At 70.3% G+C, this 22,259-nt stretch carries 15 protein-coding genes; 11 read left to right on the forward strand and 4 right to left on the reverse strand.

Going from position 1 to position 22,259, the window contains the following annotated elements:
* Nucleotides 1-83: 83 nt before the first annotated feature.
* The 3 genes from ABZ780_RS23345 to ABZ780_RS23355 form a co-directional block, all read right to left on the reverse strand.
* Nucleotides 84-2,888, reverse strand: a complete 2,805-nt coding sequence (locus tag ABZ780_RS23345; RefSeq protein ID WP_357487494.1) for a glycoside hydrolase N-terminal domain-containing protein — start codon at nucleotides 2,886-2,888, stop codon at nucleotides 84-86.
* Between the two features lie 218 nt (nucleotides 2,889-3,106).
* The gene (locus ABZ780_RS23350) at nucleotides 3,107-4,924 is read right to left on the reverse strand and encodes a family 43 glycosylhydrolase (protein ID WP_357487495.1); all 1,818 of its coding nucleotides are present in this window, start codon (nucleotides 4,922-4,924) and stop codon (nucleotides 3,107-3,109) included.
* Between the two features lie 477 nt (nucleotides 4,925-5,401).
* Nucleotides 5,402-6,172: a FadR/GntR family transcriptional regulator gene (locus ABZ780_RS23355; RefSeq protein WP_357002221.1), complete on the reverse strand. Its 771-nt coding sequence runs from the start codon at nucleotides 6,170-6,172 to the stop codon at nucleotides 5,402-5,404.
* Between the two features lie 148 nt (nucleotides 6,173-6,320).
* On the opposite strand from ABZ780_RS23355, the gene ABZ780_RS23360 reads away from it, so the two are divergent.
* The 8 genes from ABZ780_RS23360 to ABZ780_RS23395 all read left to right on the forward strand — a co-directional run bounded on the left by ABZ780_RS23360 (nucleotide 6,321) and on the right by ABZ780_RS23395 (nucleotide 14,547).
* Nucleotides 6,321-7,589 (forward strand): extracellular solute-binding protein, encoded by a 1,269-nt coding sequence (locus ABZ780_RS23360; protein ID WP_357002218.1) that lies wholly within the window; start codon nucleotides 6,321-6,323, stop codon nucleotides 7,587-7,589.
* A 64-nt stretch (nucleotides 7,590-7,653) separates the two neighbouring features.
* Nucleotides 7,654-8,577 (forward strand): sugar ABC transporter permease, encoded by a 924-nt coding sequence (locus ABZ780_RS23365; RefSeq protein ID WP_357002215.1) that lies wholly within the window; start codon nucleotides 7,654-7,656, stop codon nucleotides 8,575-8,577.
* The gene (locus ABZ780_RS23370; protein WP_357002213.1) at nucleotides 8,577-9,404 is read left to right on the forward strand and encodes a carbohydrate ABC transporter permease; all 828 of its coding nucleotides are present in this window, start codon (nucleotides 8,577-8,579) and stop codon (nucleotides 9,402-9,404) included. Before ABZ780_RS23365 ends, ABZ780_RS23370 begins: the two co-directional genes overlap by 1 nt.
* A 1-nt stretch (nucleotide 9,405) precedes the next feature.
* A complete protein-coding gene (locus tag ABZ780_RS23375; protein WP_357487496.1) occupies nucleotides 9,406-10,635 on the forward strand; it encodes a mandelate racemase/muconate lactonizing enzyme family protein in 1,230 nt (409 codons plus the stop codon).
* A gap of 267 nt (nucleotides 10,636-10,902) precedes the next feature.
* A complete protein-coding gene (locus ABZ780_RS23380; RefSeq protein WP_357487497.1) occupies nucleotides 10,903-11,931 on the forward strand; it encodes an alcohol dehydrogenase catalytic domain-containing protein in 1,029 nt (342 codons plus the stop codon).
* Nucleotides 11,928-12,689: an SDR family oxidoreductase gene (locus ABZ780_RS23385; RefSeq protein ID WP_357002196.1), complete on the forward strand. Its 762-nt coding sequence runs from the start codon at nucleotides 11,928-11,930 to the stop codon at nucleotides 12,687-12,689. The genes ABZ780_RS23380 and ABZ780_RS23385 overlap by 4 nt, the downstream gene beginning before the upstream one ends.
* Complete coding sequence (locus ABZ780_RS23390; RefSeq protein ID WP_357487498.1) at nucleotides 12,686-13,564, forward strand: amidohydrolase family protein; 879 nt, start codon at nucleotides 12,686-12,688, stop codon at nucleotides 13,562-13,564. Before ABZ780_RS23385 ends, ABZ780_RS23390 begins: the two co-directional genes overlap by 4 nt.
* The gene (locus tag ABZ780_RS23395) at nucleotides 13,558-14,547 is read left to right on the forward strand and encodes an aldo/keto reductase (RefSeq protein WP_357002192.1); all 990 of its coding nucleotides are present in this window, start codon (nucleotides 13,558-13,560) and stop codon (nucleotides 14,545-14,547) included. The genes ABZ780_RS23390 and ABZ780_RS23395 overlap by 7 nt, the downstream gene beginning before the upstream one ends.
* Nucleotides 14,548-14,601: 54 nt before the next feature.
* Here the strand turns inward: ABZ780_RS23395 and ABZ780_RS23400 are convergent, their stop codons facing one another.
* Nucleotides 14,602-18,153, reverse strand: coding sequence for a ThuA domain-containing protein (locus ABZ780_RS23400; RefSeq protein WP_357487499.1), 3,552 nt, complete (start codon nucleotides 18,151-18,153; stop codon nucleotides 14,602-14,604).
* A gap of 519 nt (nucleotides 18,154-18,672) precedes the next feature.
* On the opposite strand from ABZ780_RS23400, the gene ABZ780_RS23405 reads away from it, so the two are divergent.
* The 3 genes from ABZ780_RS23405 (at nucleotide 18,673) to ABZ780_RS23415 (ending at nucleotide 22,250) form a co-directional block, all read left to right on the forward strand.
* Entirely contained in the window at nucleotides 18,673-20,184 is a 1,512-nt protein-coding gene (locus tag ABZ780_RS23405) for a sugar ABC transporter ATP-binding protein (protein WP_357487500.1), read from the forward strand.
* 114 nt (nucleotides 20,185-20,298) lie between these two features.
* On the forward strand, nucleotides 20,299-21,273 hold the full coding sequence (locus ABZ780_RS23410) for an ABC transporter permease (protein WP_357002183.1): 975 nt from the start codon (nucleotides 20,299-20,301) through the stop codon (nucleotides 21,271-21,273).
* A 2-nt stretch (nucleotides 21,274-21,275) separates the two neighbouring features.
* Nucleotides 21,276-22,250: an ABC transporter permease gene (locus ABZ780_RS23415; protein WP_357002181.1), complete on the forward strand. Its 975-nt coding sequence runs from the start codon at nucleotides 21,276-21,278 to the stop codon at nucleotides 22,248-22,250.
* The last annotated feature ends 9 nt before the right edge of the window (nucleotides 22,251-22,259 follow it).

Here is a 22,259-nt window from a genome sequence, read left to right on the forward strand (position 1 = left end):
GCGGTCTGCGCGTGGGGCTCGGCCACCCGCCGCCCGGTCGGCGGGTGGCCGAGCCCCGGCTCCCGCGCGGGGGTATCGGCGACTCAGCTCGTGGTGCAGGTGAGGCTGGTCGGCGGGTTGTTGGTGCCGTTCCAGGCGCCGGTGAACCCGAAGGTGGTCGAGGCGCCGGCGGCGAGCGCGCCGTTGTAGGCGGCGTTTGTCACGCGGACGGCCGATCCGTTCTGGGTGTGGGTGCCGCTCCAGAGCTGGCCGATGGTCTGCCCGTTGGGGAAGGTCCAGGAGACGGTCCACCCGTTGATCGACGTGGAACCGGCGGTGACGGTCACGGTGGCCTGGAAGCCGCCGGCCCACGAGTTGACGATGGCGTAGGCGGCGGTCGCCGACCCGGACGGCGGGGGAGTGGTGGCGGACGGCGTCGGGGTGGGAGTGGGGGTGGGCGTCGGTGTCGGCGTGGCCGTCGGTGTCGGCGCGGTCCCGGCGTACGCCCGGTAGGACTGTCCCGCCTGCACGGTGAGTTCGATGACGTCGGACTCGATCCGCGTGGTGCGGGCCGGCGCGCCGGTGGCCGCGTCGACGACCGAGTGGGTCGCCGTGAACAGACGCGAGCGCAGCCGGATCGTGCCGCCACGGTCGGCGCCGATCAGGAGCTCCTGTGCCTGGCCCCCGCTCCACGCGATGCCGACGGTGTACCCGCCGCGCCCCCGCAGGCCGCTGACCCGGCCCTGCCCCCAGGCGGCGGGCAGCGCCGGCAGCAGGTGCAGCTCACCGTTGTGACTGTGCAGCAGCATCTCGGCGATGCCCGCCGTCGCGCCGAAGTTGCCGTCGATCTGGAACGGCGGGTGCAGGTCGAACATGTTCGGCGCCAGCCTCGCCGTGGTGACGAGGTCGCGCAGGAGTTTGTGTGCCCGCGCGCCGTCCTCCAGCCGGGCCCAGAAGTTGATTTTCCAGGCCAGCGACCAGCCGGTGCCGTCGTCGCCGCGCAGCTCCAGGGTCCGCCGCGCGGCCTCGAACAGTTGCGGGGTGCCCCGGCGGGTGATCTGGTTGCTGGGGTGCAGGCCGTACAGGTGTGAGACGTGCCGGTGGTAGGGCTCGGTCTCCACCCAGTCGTACAGCCACTCCATGACGTTGCCGCGCGAGCCCACCCGGGTCGGCGCGAGCCGGTCGCGGGTCGCCCGGACCTGTGCCCGGAACGTGGGGTCCACGTCGAGGATCTCGCTGGCCCGGGCGCAGCCGTCGAACAGGTCACGCAGGATCTGGTTGTCCATCGTCGGTCCGGCGCAGACGCTGGCGTTCGAGTGGTGCGACAGCTCCGGTGAGTTCGACGGGTTGGTGACGAGCCAACCCAGGGTCGGCTCCGTCTGCAGGGTGTCCAGGAAGAACTGCGCGGCGCCCTTCATCGCCGGGTAGTACGACCGCAGGAACTCGACGTCACCGGTGAACAGGTAGTGGTCCCAGATCAGCGTGCTCAGCCAGGCGCCGCCGGTCTGCCACATGCCCCAGAACGCGCCGTCGACGACCGAGGTGGCCCGCCACGCGTCGGTGTTGTGGTGGGTGACCCATCCACCGGCGCCGTACTGCACCTGGGCGGTTCGCGCGCCGGCCACCGCGAGATCCTTGATCATCTCGAAGACCGGTCGGTGGCACTCGGCCAGGTTCGTCGAGTTCGCCGGCCAGTAGTTCATCGGCAGGTTGACGTTGATCGTGTACTTCGAGTCCCACGAGGGGGCCATCTGGTCGTTCCAGATGCCCTGGAGGTTCGCCGGCTGGCTGCCGGGGCGCGACGACGAGATCAAGAGGTACCGGCCGTACTGGAACAGCAGCGCGGAGAAGTGCGGGTCGGTGGCGGTGCTGTGCTGCGCGATCCGTTCGTCGGTCGTCCGGTCGGCGGCGGCGGTGCGACCCAGGTCGAGGCTCACCCGCCCGAACAGCGTCTGGTAGTCGGCGACGTGCCGGCCGCGGAGTTCGTCGTAACCGCGAGCGCGGGCGGCGGTGAGGTGCCGGCGGGCGATGCCCTGGTAGTCGCCACCGACGTTGCGGTAGGTGACGTAGCTGGAGGCGATCGAGATCAGCAGCGTCGCACTGGTGGCGCCGGAGACCCGCAGCGTTCCGCCGGAGCTGGTGACGGTGCCACCGGTGACGGTGGCGTGGGTCAGGGCGTAGAAGCGGACCGTCCCGGTGACACCCTCCTGGCTGCCGGACGTGCCGTCGAGGGCGATCGTGGCGCCGTCCGGGCTGGACACCGTGGTGCGCTGCGGGCTGTCGAACGTGGCCGAGAAGGTGAGGGAGGCCGCCCGGTCGGCGGTCAGACGCACCACGATGACCTGGTCCGGCGCGCTGGCGAAGACCTCCCGCTCGTGGCGTACGCCGTTGAGCACGTACGCCACCGAGGTGATCGCCGTGGCGAGGTCGAGCCGTCGGGTGTACTGCGACGCGCTGCCCGAGGTGCCGAACGTCAGGCGCAGGTTCCCCACCGGCTGGTACGCCAACTGCCCGACCGGGTTGCCGAGCATCGTCTGGTTGATCAGATCCTGCGCCTGTGTCCACTGGTTGGCGAAGACCCGTCGGCGGATCTCCGCGATCGATCCGGCGCCCCGGGTGTTGCTGGGGTCGTGTGGCCCGCCGGCCCAGACGGTGTCCTCGTTGAGCTGGAGCGTTTCGCGGTCGACGTTGCCGAAGACCATGGCGCCGAGGCGACCGTTGCCGATCGGCAACGCTCGCAGCCACTCGGTGCCGGCCGATTCGTCGTACCACAGCACCAGCTCGTTGGCGGCCACCGCCTGGGCCGACGCGGGGGCCGGGTCGTCGGCGAGCAGGGAGAGCGGCAGCAGCGCTCCGGTGGCGCCCGCTGCCCCGATCGTGAGCGCCTGCCTACGCGTTACATCTGACATCTCGGGCCTCCTCAGGGCGGGGCTCGTCGGGGCTGATGGGCTCCCCGTTGGCTATCTGCGCAGGTGTGCATGGGTGGAGCCTCGTCATGCGCTCGTCACAATGACGAAACCATAGAGCAATTTCAATGGAAAAGATATGATGCTTACGGGCCTGAGTGGCCGACGGGGGCTGGCCCGCCTCGTCGTTGCCCCGACGCGGCGGGCCAGCGCCGCCGACGTCAGGCCGGCGTGCAGGCCACGTTGCTCGGCGCTTGGTTACCGCCGGTGCTCGCGCTGAGATAGCCCACCGTGGTCGACGATCCCGCCGCGAGTTGACCGTTGTAGGTCGCGTTCGCCAGGGTCACCTGGTTGCCCTGTTGGGTGAAGGTGCCGTTCCAGCTCTGCGCCACCGTCTGCCCGCTGGCGAGGGTGAAGGTGACCCGCCAGCCGTTGATCGGGATGGACCCGGCGTTGGTGACCGTCACCCGTCCCTCGAAGCCGCCCTGCCAGGAGTTGACCACCGTGTGGGTCGCGGCGCAGGACTGTCCACCCGGGCTCGTCGGCGTGGGCGTGGGCGGGGGAGTCGGGGTTGGCGTCGGGATCGGGGTTGGCGTCGGGGCCGCAGTCGGGGACAGCGTGGGCGTCGGGGTGGGCGTCGGGTTGCCGCCGGTCTGGAACTGCCACCAGTTGACGTTGAACAGATTGCCGCTGCCCCCGGTGAAGCGCAGGTACAGGTCCTGGTTGCCGCTGGCGCCGGTGACCGCGCAGGAGACGGTCTGCCAGCTCTGCCACCCGCCCGTGCCCGGCACGGCACAGCTGCCCACCCGCGTGCCGGTGGGGCTGCCGAGGCGCAGCTCGATGGTGCCGCCGGACGTCGCCGAGGCCACCCGGGCGCTGAACGACGTCGCGCCGGCGCCGAAGCCCACTCCCTTGACCTTGATGTAGTCGCCGTTCTCGATGAACCCGACGTTCATCCCGCCCTCGCTGGCCGGCTCCGTCTCGATGCCGGAACCCCAGGCGATCGTCTCGGCCTCCTGCCGCACGTAGGGATTCAACGTGCCGATCTGCGGTGCGCCAGTCGTGGTCATGTTGATCGTCGGGATGGTGCCGTTGGCGTTGTAGGTGAACTTCTCCACGGCCACCGAGCGGGTGTAGCCGCTGCCGCCGGGCAACGCGCCGTTGTGGTAGAAGAAGTACGAGCCGCCGTTGAAGTCGATGACCCCGGCGTGATTGGTGAAGCTCGCACCCTGCCGAGGCATGATCGTTCCCCGGTACGTCCACGGGCCGGTCGGGCCGGTCGCGGTCGAGTAGCCGATGAACTCGGAGCAGCACTCCGCCGCGAACACGTTGTAGTAGACGCCGTTGCGCTTGTAGACCCACGGGCCTTCCTCGTACAGCGTCGGCCGGTTCGCGTTGCCGGACCGGGCGCCGAAGCCGGCGGTGGTGAGCGGGATCTTGGTGGCGCTGCCGCTGTACGAGATCATGTCCGCGTTCAGCTTCACGTACCACAGGTTGGGGTTTCCCCAGTACAGGTACGCCTGGCCGTCGTCGTCGACGAAGACGGTGGGGTCGATCTCGCCGTTGCCCACCAGCGGCCGTCCGATGGCGTCCCGGAACGGCCCGGTGGGGCTGTCGGCCACCGCCACGCCGATGGCCATCGAGTTGGTGGCCCGGGCGGTCACCGGGACGTACCAGTAGAACTTTCCGTTGCGGGCGATGACCTGGCCGGCCCACGCGTTGGCGCTGGCCCAACTGAAGGTGCTGACACTCAGCGGTGAGCCGTGGTCGGTCCAGTTGACCATGTCGGCGGAGGACCACACCCGCCAGTCCTTCATGGTGAAGTACGTGGAGCCGTCCTCGTCGTGGCCGGTGTAGAGGTACACCCGGCCGTCGTGCACCAGCGGTGCCGGGTCGGCCGTGTAGATGTGCTGGACGATGGGATTGTCCGCACGCGCCGCGGTGGCCGGCAGCAACGTCGAGACGAGCAGCAGGCTCACCAGCCAGGCGGCCGTGCGCCGGAGTCGGGTCCTCGTCGGCGGTGTGGGTGTGGATTGCATCGGTACCTCCCAGGGATGGGACGCTCACCTGACTGATCGGGATTGGCTCAGCGCACAGGTCCGCCACTCACACGGCGGGGGACCGCCCGGGCGGTAGGCGGGCGGTGACGGCACCGCCCGGAGGCCGGTCGTCGGGACGGTGCTCGACTCGGCGCGTGGCGGTGTCGCGGATCGACACGGGGTTGGTCGGATGCCCACCGTGGCTCCCGCGCGGGGCGGGCCGCAGGTGTCGACGGCGGTGCTCAACGTCCTGTGGAGAGGCCCGGACACCCGCCAGCGGGGCGTTGCTCGTGCTCGGCTCCACCGGCCCGGGGGTCGGCTGGAGCGGTGAAGCGTGCCCTTCGCCTCTGCGGCCCGAGGGTAGTCTGTTATCGCTAACATTCACAAGACATGGACGGCATTGAATCCGTACCCGCCCGGTTGTCGACCGCTCACGTCACGGTCGTGACGGCCCGAACCGCCAGTCGCGCCCTGTCGTCAGCGCTGCAGCCGCGTCGGGCTGCCCGGCCCGCTGCGACGCACGAGCCAGGCCTCGGTGATGTGGGTGAACATCGCCTGGGCGGCGCCGTCCGGGTCGTGGGCGGCGATGCGTTCGTAGATCCGCCGGTGCCCCTGGTTCGATGCCACGCACAGGGCCCGCTCGGGCTGGCCCATGTACCGCGCGGTGTTGACGACCTGGCTCTCCAACGACCGGACGACGCCCCGCGCGATCCGGTTTCCGGATGCCTGCATGACGGTGTCGTGGAAGGCGCGGTCGTGCTCCTGGTAGGTGAGGTGGTCGTCGACGAGTTCGTCCATCCGGTCGACCAGGGCGCGCAGCCGGTCGATGGTCTCCTGGTCGGCGAGTCGGGCGGCCACATTGGCCATGTCGGACTCCAGCACCCGTCGGGTGACCACCAGGTCGTCGAGGATCGCCAGGCTGTCGTCCTCGGCGATGGTCGCCGCGAGGACGAGTTCGTCGAGCATGTCCCACGACGATGGTGGCGTGACAAGCGTGCCGCTGCCCTGGCGGACCTGCACGAGGCCCTTCTCCTGGAGGATCTTCACCGCCTCCCGGATGACGGTCCGGCTCACCGAGAAGGTCTCGCAGAGCACCGGCTCGGGGGGCAGCGGGGTGCCCGAGGGGTGAACCCCCTGGACGATTCGGTTCACCAACTCGGCGGTGATCGCCCGTGCCAGGTTGGTCGGTCGGCGCGCCCACGTGCGTGTCGCCGATCCGTTCACGGTCGTCTCGTTCGATGCCGCCATGTCCACCTCCGCGTGGCCGCCCGGAGCCACGATTCCGCCCCAGTGTACGGGTAAACGTTGACGTGATACGTCATACGAGTTACGTTCTCGGTCAATCTTGCATCGATGGCCGGTTCTGCGGCCACTCTCCATATGAAGGTGAGCAACGATGAAGCAACGAGCAGTGTGGGCCGCAGTCCTCGTTGCGGGGCTGGCCCTGACGGGCTGTGGCAGCGCGACCGGATCGGGCTCGTCATCCTCGGGCTCGGCCGACAAACTGGTCGTCTGGGACTGGAAGTCCGGCGAGGCCAACGCCGCCGCGTACGTGGAGAAGGCCAAGGCCGACTTCGCCAAGAAGCACAAGGACGTCAAGGTCGAGTTCGTCGCCCAGCCGTTCGACCAGTACTACACGTTGCTGGGCGCGGCCATCCAGTCCGGCAAGGGGCCGGACGTCATCCTGTTCAACGGCGGCGGCCAGATCCGCGACCGGGTCGGCTCGCTCCTGCCGCTGGACGAGTACGTGGCCGAGGACCGGCAGCGACTGGCCGGCTGGGACGCGTTCGCCAAGGACAGCAAGACCTACGCCGCCCCGGTGACCCTGCAGGGGCACCCGATCTACTACAACAAGGCGCTCTACGAGAAGGCCGGCCTCGACCCGGCGAAACCGGCCACGACCTGGCAGGACTTCCTCGCCAACTGCTCCACCATCACCAAGGCGACAGGTGCCAAGTGCTTCGCCGTCGGCAACAAGGAGGGCATCGGCATCCAGTTCTTCCTGTCCGCCATGGCGTCGGGCATCCTCACCGCCCAGGAGTACGACAACTGGATCGCCGGTAAGCGGGACTGGAACTCGCCCAACGTCAAGCGGATCTTCCAGCTGTGGAAGGACACCGGCACGGCGGGGCTGAACAACGACGGGGCGAACTCCACGGCGATGTTCAACGACGCGTTCGCCGTCTTCCAGTCCGCCAAGGCCGCGCACATCATCGGCCTGATGTCCGACATCGGGCACTGGAAGGACTTCAACGAGTTCGTCACGCCCGAGAAGCTCGGCGTCATGGCGGCCCCGGTCGTGACCGCCGGCACCACCCCGAGCCTGCCGTACGACGGCGGTATCGGTTACGCGGTCGCCAAGTGGACCAAGGACCCGAAGATGGCCGCCGACCTGGTGCGCTCGCTGACCTCCACCGACGCGCTGACGGCGTTCTACGCCAACGCCGGCGCGATCACCGCCGACACCACCATCGACGTGTCGCAGGGCGGGCCGGCCGTGACCACGCTCGTCTCCGAGATCAAGACCGGCAAGCCCGCGCCGCACGTGGCGCTCTCCTCCAAGACCATCGACCTGATGGGGCGGCTGTCCCAGCAGCTGTTGAGCGGTTCGGTCACCGTCGACGAGGTCGCGAAGCAGATGGCCGCTTCCGACGCGGCGGGCTGATCTCGTGCCGATCGGAAAGTCGCTCCCGTCGGTCCGTCCGGTTTCGACCGGACGGACCGGCGGGGTGCAGCCCACACCACCGCCGGCACCCCGCGGTCGTACCGCTGCCCGCCGCGTCGCCGGTGGTCGCCGCGCCGAACTGCTCGCGCCGTTCGTGCTGGTCGCCCCGGCCGTTCTGATCCTCGTGCTGCTGCGGCTGTGGCCGCTGCTGCTCGGCGTCAACTTCTCCTTCACCGGCGACGGCGAGCGCGACGGCGCGGCCGTCGGCTTCGACAACTACGTCGACCTGTTCCACGACCCGCTGTTCCGGGGAGCGCTGCGCAACGTCGGGTTGCTGGTGCTGCTCCTGCCGGTGGCGGTGGCGATCCCAGGCATCCTCGCCACCTTCATCTACCTGCGCGTACCGGGGCACCGGTTCTACCGCAGCGTCTACTTCTTCCCGGCCGTGCTGTCCCCGGTCATCGTCGGCGCGATCTTCAACCTGCTGCTCTCCTACGACGGCCCGGTCAACACCGTGCTCGGCGCCGTCGGCATCGGCCCGGTGGACTGGCTCGGCGACCCGGACGTCGCCATGTTCGCCGTCGTCGGCGTGCACATCTGGGCGACGTTCGGGATGGCCCTGGTGGTGTTCCTCGCCGGCTTCGCGACCCTGGACGCCGCGCTGCTGGACGCCGCCCGGGTGGACGGCGCGTCACTGCGCCAGGTCATCTGGCACGTGATCATTCCCAGCCTCACCCGCACCATCCAGTTCGTCTTCGTGACCACGATGATCGGGATGCTGACCTCCATGTTCGGCCTGCTGTACGTCATGACCAGCGGTGGGCCGGAGGGGTCGACGTACCTGCCGGAGTACTACATCTGGATCCAGCAGGGCCAGATGAACCGTCCCGCGCTCGCGTCGGCCGCGTCGACGGTGCTCTTCGTCATCATGCTCGTCGTCGGGCTGCTGCAACTCAAACTGCTCCGCCGAGCGGGGAGGGAGGACTGATGTCCCGCGTCCGACTGGGCGGTTGGTTGCTCGTCATCCCGATGGGGCTCCTCGCCCTCGCGACCATCTACCCTCTGCTGTTCACCGCCAACGTCGCGATGAAGACCCGGCGGGAGTACATTCTCGACCGTTTCGCACTGGCGGGCTCCCTGCGCTGGGAGAACATCGCCACGGCGTGGAGCAGCGTCGGCATGGCCCGATACGCCGCCAACTCGGTTCTCGTGGTGGCCTGCTCGGTGTTCCTGCTGCTGCTGTTCGGGTCGATGGCCGGCTTCGCGCTGAGCCAACTGCGGTTCCGCGGCTCGTCGGCGCTGTTCATCGGCTGTCTCGCCGCGCTCTTCGTGCCCTTCCAGGTGATCATGGTGCCGCTGGCCCGGATCATGGCCGACAGCGGTCTCGTCGACACGTACCCGGGGCTGGTCCTCGCGTACGTCGCGCAGTTCCTGCCGTTCACGATCTTCCTGATGACCAGCTACTACCGGACCATCCCGGCGGAGATCGTGGACGCGGCCCGGATCGACGGCAACAGCGTGTACGGCGTGTACCGCCGGATCATGCTGCCGTTGGGCGCTCCGGCGCTGCTGTCGGTCGGCATCCTCAACACCCTGTTCTGCTGGAACGACGTGCTCATCGCACTGCTGATGATGCCCTCGGCCGACCACCGCACCCTGATGGTCGGGGTGACCTCGCTGCGCGGGCAGTACTCCGAGGACATCCCCACGTTCGCCTCCGGGGTGCTCATCGCCGCGATTCCCGTCCTGGCGGTCTACCTGTTCCTTCAGCGCCAGATCGCCGACGGCGTCGCCGCTGGTTCCACGAAAGGCTGATATGCGCATCACCGGGTATCGAACCCTGACCACCGTCCAGCAGTGGGGTCGGCCCGTCGGCGACGCCAACGGCATCCTTCCGCACGGTGTCACACCGGTATCGATCGTCATCGTCGAGACCGACGAGGGGATCACCGGCGTCGGCCTGGGGCCGCACGTGGAGATCGACACGATCTTCGCGGCGATCGACGGGGAGGATCCCCGCGCGGTGACCACCCTGTACGACCGGATGCTGCGGCAGAGCTTTAAGGCCGGCCACGGGGGCCTGGTGTTCGGGACCATCGGCGCCCTGGACACCGCCCTGTGGGACATCAAGGCGCAGGCTGCCGGTGAGCCGCTCTGGCGGCTGCTCGGCGGCCGGGACCGGCACGTCCCCGCGTACGCCTCGGGTCTCGACATCGGCCTGACCGACGACGAACTCGTCGCGGAGTACGAGGTCTACGCCGGGTACGGCCTGCGTGCCGCAAAGCTCAAGGGTGGCCTCGACATCGAGCGGGACCGGCAGCGGCTCGCCCTGGTGCGCGACGTGCTCACCGAGGCGGGCCACGGCCGTCGACCCGGCCTGATGCTCGACGTCAACGAGGCGTGGTCGCGCAAGCAGGCCGTCCGGCACGTCTGCGAACTGGAGCGCACCCTGGATCTGGTCTGGATCGAGGAGCCGGTCCGGCGGTGGGACGCCGAGGGTCTGTCCGCCGTCGGTCGGGGAGTCCGGGCCGCCGTCGCCACCGGTGAGAACCTCACCGGGCTGGAGCAGTACCGGCCGTTGATCGGCGCGGGCGCGGTCGACATCGTGCAGATGGCCGCCGTCTGGGGCGTCACCCACTTCCTGCGGGTGGCGGCCCTGGCGCACGCCCACGACCTGCCGGTCAGCCCCATCGGCAACATCCCGATCGGCCTGCTGCACGCCGCGACCTCGGTCCCCAACCACCTGGTCAGCGAGTTGCAGGACCTGAGGCCGCCGGTCGGCCTGGGCGTCGATCTGCACATCGAGGACGGCGCGTTTGTCCTCGGCGACACACCCGGCCTCGGTGTCCGGGTCGACGAGGCGGCGATCGTGGCGGCCGGACACCGACCGGGCAGCCCGACCGCCCAGAGCCCGAACGTCCGCCCGGAGCGGGCCGGCCTCCGGCTGCTGGCGGAGGCCGACCACACCGTGCCGGAGCTGAGGGTCGAATCCCTGCTCACCAACTCCGTCGCGGCCCGCCAGGGCGCCGCACCTGTCCGGCACTGACCGCACCGGGCCACACCTCTTGGACCCGTGCCACCCGTACCCGAAAGGATCTTGAGTGCCACCCACGCGCGTAGCCTCCAGACGGACATCAGCGGCGGCGGTCGCCGACGCCCGGCCGCCCGCCACGCCGGCCGGGGCCACCCGGCCGAGCCACCCCGGCACCGCCCGGGCCGGGACGGCGAACCTCAGCTCACGGGTACGCCGGTCGACGACGCACCCGCGACCGTACGCAGCGGCGGAAACCCGCCACGTCGAGACGGAGCAGCGGTGAAGGCAGTCGTCTACCGGAGGGCGCGGGACCTCGCGATCGAGGAGCGCACCCCGCAGGCGCCGGGTCCCGGGGAGGTACGCATCGCGGTGGCGTACACCGGGATCTGTGGTACGGACCTGCACATCTTCCACGGCGACATGGACGCGCGGGTGGGCGCGTCGGCGGTGCTCGGGCACGAGATGTCGGGCCGGATCGCCGCGCTCGGCGCTGGTGTGACCGGCTGGTCGGTCGGGCAGGCCGTCACGGTGATGCCGACGCGCGCCTGCGGGCGGTGCGCGGCGTGCCGCCGGGGCGACTCGCACATCTGTCACGCCATGGATTTCCTGGGCATCGACTCGCCCGGCGCCATGCAGTCGTCGTGGACGGTCCCGGCGGATCTGGTGCTCGCGCTCCCCGACGACCTGCCGCTGGACCAGGCGGCACTCGTCGAGCCGGTGGCGGTCGCCGTGCACGACGTCGGCCGGGGCCGGGTGGCGCCGGGCGAGCAGGTCGTGGTGGTGGGCGGTGGGCCGGTCGGTGTGCTCATCGCCTCCGTGGCCCGGGCGCGCGGCGCGGAGGTCCTCCTCGTCGAGCCGGACGGCTTCCGCCGGTCGGTGGCGTCGGGCATCGGGATCGAGACGGTCGATCCGGGGCCGACCGACGTGGTGGCGCTGGTGAACGAACGGACCGGCGGTGCGGGCGCGGATGTGTCGTTCGAGGTGTCCGGTTCGGCCGGCGGGGTTGGTACGGCCGTCGACGTGCTGACGACCCGGGGCCGGTTGGTGCTGGTGGCGATCCACCCGCAGCCCCGTGCGGTGAACCTGCACCGGTTCTTCTGGCGCGAGTTGGAGTTGGTCGGTGCGCGGTTGTACCAGCGCGCCGATGTGGCCGAAGCGATCCGGCTCGTCGCGGAGGGCGTCGTTCCGGCCCGGGAGTTGATTTCCCGGGTGCTGCCGGTCGAGGGTGTCACCGACGCGTTCACGGCGTTGGAGGGTGGCGGGGGCGTACTCAAGGTGCTGCTGGACTGGCGGGAGGAGGGCCGATGAGCGCGCTGTTCGACCTGTCCGGACGCACCGCGCTGGTGACCGGCGCCCGGCGGGGCATCGGCCTGGCGATGGCGCAGGCCCTGGCGCTGGCTGGCGCGGACATCATCGGGGTGTCGGCGCAGTTGGAGCCCGAGGGCAGCGAGGTGGAGCAGCGGGTCCGGGCGGCCGGTCGCCGGTTCACCGGCTTCCGCACGGACCTGGGTGACCGGGCGGCGGTGTACCGGCTGGCCGAGGAGGTCGCCGCGCTCGGGTCGGTGGACATCCTGGTCAACAACGGCGGCACGATCGCCCGCGCACCGGCGGTGGATCACCCCGACGAGATGTGGGACCGGGTGGTGCAGGTGAACCTGTCCAGCCAGTTCGTGTTGAGCCGGGAGATCGGTCGGCAGATGGTCGACCGAGGTCGCGGCAAGATCATTTTCACCGCGTCGCTGCTCAGTTTCCAGGGCGGCGTCAACGTCGCGAGCTACACCGCAGCGAAGTCGGGCCTGGCCGGGCTGACCAGGGCCCTGGCCAACGAGTGGGCGGGGCGCGGAGTGAACGTCAACGCCATCGCACCCGGTTACGTCGCCACCGACAACACCCAGGCGCTCCGCGACGACCCCGACCGCAACGAGGCCATCCTGGGCCGAATTCCGGCCGGCCGGTGGGGACGGGCCGACGACCTGGCCGGTGCCGTCGTCTTCCTGGCCGCCCCGGCCTCAGACTACGTGCACGGCACCGTCCTGCCCGTCGACGGCGGCTGGCTCGGCCGATGACCGCGACCCAGCAGGCCGGACGATCCGGCATCGTCGACGCCCATCACCACCTCTGGATCCGCGCGCGGCACCCGCAACCGTGGATCGACCCGGACACCATGGCGGTGATCGACAACGACTTCACGGCGGCGGACCTCGCCCCGGCGGCCCGCGCTGCCGGCGTCACCGAAACCGTCGTCGTGCAGTCGATCGCCTCCGTGGCCGAGACCGAGCATCTGCTGGGCGTCGCGGCCGACGACCCCCTCATCGGCGGTGTCGTCGGGTGGGTCGACCTCACCGCCGACGACATCGACGAGCGCCTCGACCGGCTCCGCGCCGCACGCGGCGGGCACCGGTTGGTCGGCATCCGTCACCTGGTCCAGTCCGAACCCGACCCGGCGTACCTCGACCGGCGCGACGTTCGGCGGGGCATCGCGGCGGTCGGCGCCGCCGGCCTCACCTTCGACCTGCTGGTCCGCGACCGTCAACTGCCCGCGGCCACCCGACTCGTCCGCGGCCTGCCCGAGGTGCCGTTCGTCCTCGACCATCTCGGCAAGCCCGCGCTCGGGCGGCGCAGCCTCGGCGACTGGCCCGGCGACCTGCGGGCGTTGGCGGCCCAGCCGAATGTCACCGCGAAGCTCTCCGGCCTGGTGACCGAGGTGGACGTGCCATCCTGGTCGGCCGCGGATTTGCGGCCCGCCGTCGACCACGCCCTCGACGCGTTCGGCCCGGAGCGCCTCATGTTCGGCTCCGACTGGCCGGTGTGCCTGCTCGCCAGCTCGTACACCGGGTGGGTCAGGGTGCTCGCCGAACTGCTGGCACCGCTCGGCGACGCCGAGCGGGCGGCGATCTGGCGGGACACCGCCCGCCGCGCCTACCGGCTGGGGGAGTGGTGACCCCCCGGGCGCTGCCGCGCCGGCCGGCGGTCGGTCTCACCGCCCTGGGCCTCGGCGCCGCACAGGGCGGCAACCTGTTCCGGGCGACGACCGATGACGAGTTCGCGGCGGCCGTGGACGCCGCGTGGGCGGCGGGCATCCGCTACTTCGACACCGCGCCGCACTACGGGCTCGGGCTGTCCGAACGGCGCCTCGGCGCCGCGCTGCGATCCCGCCCCCGCGACGAGTACGTGGTGTCGACCAAGGTGGGGCGGCTGCTCGTACCGTCGCCGGAGACCGCACACCAGCGGGACACCGAGGGATTCGACGTGCCGGCCGACCACCGGCGGGTCTGGGACTTCAGCCGCGACGGCGTACGCCGGTCGTTGGAGGCCAGCCTGGAGCGCACGGGCCTGGACCGCGTCGACGTGGTCTACCTGCACGACCCGGACGAGCACTGGGAGCAGGCGGCGACCGAGGCGGTTCCCGCGCTCGTCGAACTGCGCGACCAGGGCGTCATCGGCGCGATCGGCGCCGGCATGAACCAGTCGGCGATGCTGGCCCGGTTCGTCGAGGAGACCGACGTCGACGTGTTGATGTGCGCCGGCCGGTACACGCTGCTGGAGCAGGGTGCGCTGGCCGACCTGCTGCCCGCCGCGCAGGCCCGCGGGGTCGGCGTGGTGATCGCGGGGGTCTACAACTCGGGGCTGCTGGCCCGGGACCGGCCGCCGGCCGACGCGGTCTACAACTACGAGCAGGCCCCACCGGAGCTGATCGAGCGGGCCCGGCGGATCGCCGACGTGTGTGCGGCGTACGGCGTCACCCTGCCGCAGGCCGCGCTGGCGTACGTCCGCCAGCACCCGGCCGTGGTCTCGACGGTGGTCGGCCTGCGCGACGCCGCCCAGGTGACCGAGACCCTACGCCGGTCCGAGGTCGACGTCCCGAACGAGCTCTGGCCGGCGTTGCGCGCGGCCGGGCTGCTCGGGGCGCCGACACCCGGCTGAACCCCGGCGCGCCGGCCACCCGATCCTTCACGATCAGGTGGCCGGCGTTTGCCGCTATACCGCGCTGAACCGCCACTGCTGGTTGGTGGCGCTGTGGCAGCCCCACTGCAACAGCCGGGCCCCGTCGGCCGTGGACGCGCCGTTGACATCGATGCAGAGCCCGCTCGGCACACTCTTGACCGTGTAAACACCGGTGGTGGTCGTCGCCGTGACGAGGAACTTCTGCTGGTTGGCGTTCGTGCAGGTGCTCTGCTGTAGGAAGGCGCCCTGCGCGGTGGACCCGCCGACGACGTCGAGGCACTTACCGCTGTGCACCGCCTTCAGGTAGACGGCGCCGCTGCCGGCGTCCACGGCCTGCCACTTCTGGTTGTTGCCTCCCGTGGCCGCCCACTGGGTGATCTGGGCGCCGTCGGCGGTGGAGACACCGCTGACGTCCATCAGCTTGCCGCTGTGCTGCGCGGTGAGCGTCCAGGTCTTGCCCGCCACGCCACCGCCGCTGCTGGGGACGCCGACGCCGGAGCCCCCGAAGGTGTGCGAGTCGAGATCGAACCAGTTGTTGCCGCTGCCCTTGAACACCAGGTAGAGCGTCTGCGTCCCGCTCGTGGCGGCAACGCTCACCGGCGCGGTGGACTGGTAGTTGTCCCAGCCACCGGTGCTGGGCACCGTTGTCGTGGCCAGCAGGGTGCCGGTCGGCGAGCCGGCTCGCAGCTCGATCGAGCCGCCACCGGACGGCGACGACAGCCGGTAGCTGACGCTCGTGATACCCGACAGGCTCATCGGGCTGAACGCGATCCAGTCGTTGTTGGAGATGTCGCCGACGCGCTTGCCACTCTCCGCGCCGGACTGATCGACGACCCGGGTCCCGGACTGGCTGCTGTAGTACTCGGCCTGCTTCTGCTTGGGTTGGAGGATCACCTGCGCGGTCCCGGTGAGCGGGGCCGCGCCCCCCGCGCCGCCGTTGTCGGTGTACCGGGCGTTCAGCACGTAGAACAGGTTGGCGCCATCGGGGTGACCACCGAGCAGGTCGGTGGAGATGGTGCCCGAGCAACCCGGGTACTCCGTGGTCTCGTGCGCGTGGTCGTCGTGACCGAGCGCGGGGTTGAGGATCACCTTCGAGCAGTCGATGGTTCCGCCATCCGGGTCCGAGACGCTGATCTGGTACGACACCTTGTCGCCGAAGGTGAGCATGCCTCCGTTGGGCGGGGTGGTGATGGTGACGACCGGCGCGCTGTTGCCGACGGTGATCTGGACGTTGGCGAAGCCCGTCTTACCGGTGTTGTCGGTGACCTTCAACTGCGCCGTGTAGTTGCCGTTGGTGGTGTACACCTTCGACGGGTTGGCCGCCGTGGAGGTGGTGCCGTCGCCGAACGTCCACTGGTAGCTGAGCGTGTTGCCGGGGTCCGGGTCGGTCGTGCCGGCGCTGCTGAACTGCACGGTCAGCGGTGCGCTGCCACTGGTGGGCGTGCCGACGGCCTTGACGATCGGCGACCGGCCGCCCTGGATGTAGTCGATCCGGTAGAGCCCGGAGTCGCTGTTGCCGCCGCCGAAGTTGGTGCCCCACTCCAGCAGGTAGAGCGAGCCGTCCTTGCCGAACTCCATGTCCATCGGCTTGTTGAACCGCGCGGTCGGCAGGAACGGGTTGGTGCGGGTCACCGCCGTGGCGGAGTCGAAGTGCACCTCCTTGATGTAGCTGCGCGACCACTCGTAGAAGAAGTGCACACCGTCGTAGTAGGGCGGGAACTTCGTCGCGGACGGGTTCGCCGCGTCGTAGCGGTAGACCGGGCCGCCCATCGGCGCGGAGCCGCCGGAGCCGAGCTCCGGGAACGTCGGCGAGGTGCCGTAGCCGTACCACATGTTGGGTGCGACGACCGGTCGCAGGCTGGTCAGGCCGGTGTTGTTGGGCGAGTTGTTGACCGGCGCAGAGCAGTTGAACTTCGCCCCGACCACTCCGGTGTCCGGGTTGAACGGCGCGTAGGGCTGGTTGTCGCCGTGGCAGAACGGCCAACCGTAGTTGCCGGCTGACTTGATCACGTTGAGCTCGACCAGGCCCTCGGGGCCACGGTTGGTGGTGGGCGGGTTGCGGTCCGGTCCGTAGTCGGCCAGGTAGACCCAACCGTTGGCCGGGTCGATCGAGAAGCGGAACGGGTTGCGGAAGCCCATCGCGTAGATTTCCGGCTTGGTCTGCGCGGTGCCCTGGGCGTAGAGGTTGCCCGACGGGATGGTGTAGCCGCCGCTGGCCTGGGGTCGGACGTGCAGCAGCTTGCCGCGCAGGTCGTTGGTGTTGCCGGCGGACCGGGCGGCGTCGAGGTTGGCCTTGCCCGATCGCCAGTCCAGCGGGGCGTAGCCCTGCCAGTTGGGGTCGAGATTCGGCGGCGTGTCGTCACCGGTGGCGATGTAGAGGTTCCCGTCCGGGCCGAAATCGATGTATCCACCGGTGTGGCCGGGCTCGGGGAAGGTGCGGTCACGGTACGCCGGGATGTCGATGATCCGGGCCTCGCTGGACAGGTTGAGCGTGTCGCCGGTGAGCGTGTAGCGGGAGACGCGGTTGACGTCGGTGCTGCTGCTCGCCGGTGAGTGGTACAGGTACACGTAGCCGTTGCTCGCGAAGTTCGGGTCCAGCGCCAGCCCGGTGAGGCCGTCTTCCCCTCCGGTGTAGACACTCAGCGTGGCGGCGGTCACGGTGCTGTTGGTGGAGGGCTTGAAGATCTTCACCTGCCCACCGCGCTGGACGTAGATCACGCGGCCGTCGGGTGCCACGGCCAGCGCCATCGGGTCGACGGTGTTGTCGTCGAGGGTGCGCTTCTCGAAGTTGCCCCAGACGGTGCCACCGCAGTCGCCGGGTACGTTGCCGGCGGCCCACTTCACGCCACCGAGGACGTGGTTGCGGAAGTTCGTCTCGCTGTAGGAGTCGATGGCGTGGCCCATCGCGGTGGCCCACACCCGGCCGCCGCCGGTGTTGCGGCACCAGGAGATCGGGTGGTCCGGGCCCATTGCGCGGGAGCCCGGGTTGTACGTGCGTTCGTCGGCGGTCACCAGGACGTGGACGTTGCCGCGCGGGTTGGTGTCGAAGTTGTACCACTCCTCGCTGCGGTTCCAGCGGTCCGGCAGGCCGACGGTCGACGGGTGCTGTTTGTCGGCGACGATGGCGGTGCCGGGCAGCACGCCGGGGGAGTGCTCGGGCATGTGCGCGCCGCCGTTGATGGTCTGGTCCCACCACGGGTACTCGGACTCGATGCCCATGTCGGTGGCGTTGTGGACGCCGACGATGCCCTTGCCGCTGGCGAGGTAGCCCTCCACGGCCTGGCGCTGGGACGCCGAGGTCCAGACCATGCCCGAGGTCTGGAACATGATGATGACATCGAAGGTGGCCAGGTTGGCGGACGTGAAGACGCTGGCGTCCTCGGTCTGCACCAGCTCGAAGTTGTTGGCGGCCGCCTGCTGCTGGAACATGCTGATCCCGGCGGGGATCGAGTCGTGCCGGTAGCCGGCGGTCTTGGTGAACAGCAGGGCGCGGAAGGCCGGGGCCGCCGCCGCTGGTGGTGGGGCGAGGCCGAGCACGAGTAACAGGCTGGCGATCATGCCGATGATCAGTGTGTTGCGACGCATGCCGTCTCCTAGGTCGGGCGGGCAACGGGGTGTGCGACCACGTGCCGGACAGCGCGTCAGGTTGTGTGTGGACACGTGTGGGCACGAGTGCTGACCGGTCGTCGTGCCGTCCGCCGAAACGGCAGTCAGGCCCGCAGGACGTCACACAGCGTGAGGTGGGCGGTGTGAGGTCCTGCGGGTGTCGACGCCAGAATGAGCCTGCCATCGACATCTGTCAATCGGATGGTTAACATCTGATCTTGCCCGGGGTGGCGGGGGCACCCCCGGTTCCCCCGTGTCGACGCCACTGGCGATGCGAGGGGTGGACCTGGCTGTTGTCGCGGACCGAGGATTGCGCGGTCGCATCCAAACATCTATCTTCATACGTGTGATGTTTCGTCGATGTCAAGAGAATGTTTGCGCCATAAAGACGTAAGCATCCATGGCGGGCAACGAAAGTGCGTCGCCCATGTGCGCCGAGCCGCTTCCGAGTCGGTTACCGATGTCGTCCATGACTACTATCTGTAAAGGGCTACCGGGATGTCAGATCCGCGTCCGGCACCGCTGCTCGCCCTTCGACGCATCGGCAAGTCCTTCCTCGGCGTCCGCGTCCTCGACGGTGTCGACCTCGACGTCGCGCCGGGCGAGGTGCACGCCGTCGTCGGTGAGAACGGCGCCGGCAAGTCGACCCTCATGAAGATCGTCTCGGGCGGGTACGCCCCGGACGAGGGCACCGTCGAGTTCGCCGGCGTCGCGCGCGCGTTCCGTGGGCCCCGTGACGCCCAGCGGGCCGGCGTCGGCATCATCCACCAGGAGTTCAACCTGCTGCCGGAACGCACGGTCGCGGAGAACGTCTACCTCGGGCACGAGCCGGTCCGCCGCGGGCTCGTCGATCGCCGGGCGATGCTCGACCGCACCACCGAGCTGCTCGCCTCGATCGGGGAGACGGCGCTGCCGGCCGACGCCCGGGTGGGGAGGCTCGGCGTCGCGCAACAACAGGTCGTCGAGATCGCCAAGGCGCTCGCCCTGGACGCGCGGCTGCTCATCATGGACGAGCCGACGGCGGCGCTGGCCGACCACGAGGTCGAGTTGCTCTACGGGCTGGTACGCCGGCTCCAGGAGCGGGGCATCGGCCTGCTGTACGTCTCACACCGGCTCACGGAGGTCTTCGACCTGTCCAGCCGGATCACGGTTTTGAAGGACGGCCGCCGGGTGACCACGGTGGATACCGCGACGACCACCGCCGACGAGTTGGTGCGGCACATGGTCGGCCGGGAGCTGTCCAGCTATTACCCGGACCGGGCCGACCCCGCCGATGTCGGTCCGGTCCGGCTCACCGTCCGCGACGCGGGGAACCGCAAACTGCGGGGCGTCAACCTCGAGTTGCGCGCCGGTGAGGTGCTCGGTGTCGGCGGCCTCCAGGGCGCCGGGCGGTCGGCGCTGGCCCGCGCGCTGTTCGGCGTGTCCCCGTTCACGACCGGCGAGGTCACGCTCGACGGCAGACCGGTCCGGCTGCGGTCGACGCGCGCCGCGATGCGGGCGGGCATCGCCTACGTCACCGAGGACCGCAAGGGGGAGGGGATCGTCGCCCGGCAGTCGGTGCTCGACAACGCGCTGCTCGCCAGCCGTGCCGTCTTCGCGACCCGGTCCGGCCATGCCGCCCGTGCCGTCCGGGTCCGCGAGCTGCTCGCCGCCGTCCAGGTCCGCGCGGCCGGCGACGACCAGGAGATCCGGTTCCTGTCCGGCGGCAACCAGCAGAAGGTCGTCCTGGCCCGCTGGCTCGCGATCAACCCGCGGATCCTGCTCTTCGACGAACCCACCCGGGGCATCGACGTCGGCGCGAAGTCGGCCATCCACGACCTCGTGCGCAGTCTCGCCCGCGACGGCGCGGCCGTCCTGATGATCTCGTCGGAGTTGCCCGAGCTGCTGGGAATGAGCGACCGGATCATCGTCCTGCGCGACGGCCGCGTCGCTGGCGAGCTGCCCGCCGGAGCGACCGAGGAGGACGTGGTGGCCCTGGCGGTCGGGACCGTCCGGGAAGTTGTCCAGTGAGCGCGAGGAGCGAGCCGGGGTTGCGAGCCCCGCAGTCGCGAACCGAGGTAGCACCGTGAGCGCGAGGAGTGAGCCGGGGTTGCGAGCCCCGCAGTCGCGAACCGAGGTGGCACCGTGAGCGCGCTATCCCTCCTGCCGGCGCGACGTCCCGTCCCGGGCGTGTTCGTGGCTCTGACCCTCACCCTGGTGGTCGGCTGGCTGGTCGTCCTGGTCGACGGGGGCCAGCTCTTCAACCAGTCGACGACGGTGAGCCTGCTGCACGTCGCCGCCGGCCTGGGGCTCGTCGCGGTCGGTCAGACCCTGGTCATTCTCGGCGGCTCGCTCGACCTCTCGGTGGCGTACGTGATCAGCCTCAGCACCCTCGTCGGCGCGGAGGCGATGAGCGGCAGCGACGGCGCGATGCTCCCGGCGATCGGCCTGGCGCTCACGGTCAGTGCCGCCGTCGGCCTGCTCAACGGGCTGCTGGTCACCAAGCTGCGGATCAACGCGTTCATCGCGACCCTCGGCGTCGGGCTGCTGCTCAAGGGCTACCTCGACAACGGCTACGACGGCCCGGCCGGCGAGAGCGCCCCCGCCCTCGTGCGGACCCTCGGCTACCAGCGCATCGGGCCGGTGCCGGTGTCGTTCCTGCTGCTGCTCGCCGTGACCGGGGCGGCGTGGTTCGCGCTCACGCGTACCCGTTTCGGCCATCACCTGGTCGCCGTGGGCGGCGACCCGGAGGTGGCCCGGCTGTCGGGTGTCCGCAACGACCGGGTCCTCGTCACCGCCCACGTGCTGTGTTCGCTCTGCGCGGGCCTCGCCGGGGTCTACCTCGCGAGCCGGCTCGGCTCCGGCGCACCCCGGGTCGGCACCGAGGGCCTCTACGACCTGGAGTCGATCGCGGCGGTGGTGCTCGGCGGCACCGCCCTCGCCGGTGGGCGCGGCGGTGTTCTCGGCACGGTCGGCGGTGTGCTGCTGCTCGCGAGCATCGACGCCATCTTCAACCAGCTCGAGGTCGACGCCTTCTTCAAGCAGGTGGTCCGAGGCGTGATCATCATCGCGGCGGTCGCCGTCTACGCCCGACGGGCTCTGAGAAAGGCGGGATCGTAGCCATGCGGATCGCCGAGCGCCGTGCGCTGCCACTGCGGATCCGCACCGACGGGGTCGTGCCGATCGCCGCGATCCTGGCGGTGCTGCTGATCCTGGTCGCGGCCGTGCAGCCCGACTTCCTCGCCCCGCCGTCGCTGATGTCGTTCCTCGGCCGCTCCGCGCCGATCATCCTGCTCGCCGCCGGCCAGTACTTCGTGATCGTCTGCGGGGAGTTCGACCTCTCCGTGGGGTCCCTGGTCACGGCGCAGGTCGTCGTCGCCGCCCGGCTCATCGACAGCGACCCGTCGCGCACCTGGCCGGTGGTCGTGCTGCTGCTCGTCGGCGGCGCGCTCGTCGGGCTGGTCAACGGCCTCGTCACCACCGTGCTGCGGGTGCCGTCGTTCATCACGACCCTCGGCATGTTCCTGATCCTCGTCGGCGCGGTGTACCTGTGGTCCGACGGCGCCCCGAAGGGCGGCCTCTCCGAGGACTTCCGCCGCTTCGGCCGGCGGGCCATCGAGGACGTGCCGCTGCTCGGCCGCATCCCGTACGCCCTGCTCGTCCTGGTGGCCGTTGCGGTGGTCGCCGTGCTGCTGATGCGCTCCGACTTCGGCCGCACGCTGGTCGCCGTCGGCGACAACCCGCGCACCGCAGAGCTGAGCGGGGTACGGGTCGGACGTACCAGGACGATCGCGTTCGTCCTCAGCGGGCTCGTGGCGGCGGTCGCGGCGATCCTCCTCGGCGGGTACAGCGGGGTGTCGTTCCAGGCCGGCGTCGGCCTGGAGTTCGGGGCGATCACCGCCGTCGTGCTCGGCGGGGTCGTGCTCGGCGGCGGTCGCGGCTCGGTCGTCGGCGCCATGCTCGGCGCACTGACGCTCGAGACGCTCTTCGCGCTGATGAACTTCACCGGCGTCTCCGGCGCCCTCAGATCAACCGTCCAGGGCGCGATCATCCTGCTTGCCGTGGCGGTCTCGGCCCTGCGTTCTTCCTCCAGATGAAGGAAAATC

It is taken from the genome of Micromonospora sp. NPDC047467 (assembly GCF_040643095.1).
In the GTDB taxonomy this organism is placed as follows: domain Bacteria; phylum Actinomycetota; class Actinomycetes; order Mycobacteriales; family Micromonosporaceae; genus Micromonospora.

Bases quoted from the DNA above. Each gene is read 5' to 3' on its own strand.
- ABZ780_RS23345 (WP_357487494.1), bottom strand. From the start codon at position 2,888: ATGTCAGATGTAACGCGTAGGCAGGCGCTCACGATCGGGGCAGCGGGC.
- ABZ780_RS23350 (WP_357487495.1), bottom strand. From the start codon at position 4,924: ATGCAATCCACACCCACACCGCCGACGAGGACCCGACTCCGGCGCACG.
- ABZ780_RS23355 (WP_357002221.1), bottom strand. From the start codon at position 6,172: ATGGCGGCATCGAACGAGACGACCGTGAACGGATCGGCGACACGCACG.
- ABZ780_RS23360 (WP_357002218.1), top strand. From the start codon at position 6,321: ATGAAGCAACGAGCAGTGTGGGCCGCAGTCCTCGTTGCGGGGCTGGCC.
- ABZ780_RS23370 (WP_357002213.1), top strand. From the start codon at position 8,577: ATGTCCCGCGTCCGACTGGGCGGTTGGTTGCTCGTCATCCCGATGGGG.
- ABZ780_RS23375 (WP_357487496.1), top strand. From the start codon at position 9,406: ATGCGCATCACCGGGTATCGAACCCTGACCACCGTCCAGCAGTGGGGT.
- ABZ780_RS23385 (WP_357002196.1), top strand. From the start codon at position 11,928: ATGAGCGCGCTGTTCGACCTGTCCGGACGCACCGCGCTGGTGACCGGC.
- ABZ780_RS23390 (WP_357487498.1), top strand. From the start codon at position 12,686: ATGACCGCGACCCAGCAGGCCGGACGATCCGGCATCGTCGACGCCCAT.
- ABZ780_RS23400 (WP_357487499.1), bottom strand. From the start codon at position 18,153: ATGCGTCGCAACACACTGATCATCGGCATGATCGCCAGCCTGTTACTC.
- ABZ780_RS23405 (WP_357487500.1), top strand. From the start codon at position 18,673: ATGTCAGATCCGCGTCCGGCACCGCTGCTCGCCCTTCGACGCATCGGC.
- ABZ780_RS23415 (WP_357002181.1), top strand. From the start codon at position 21,276: ATGCGGATCGCCGAGCGCCGTGCGCTGCCACTGCGGATCCGCACCGAC.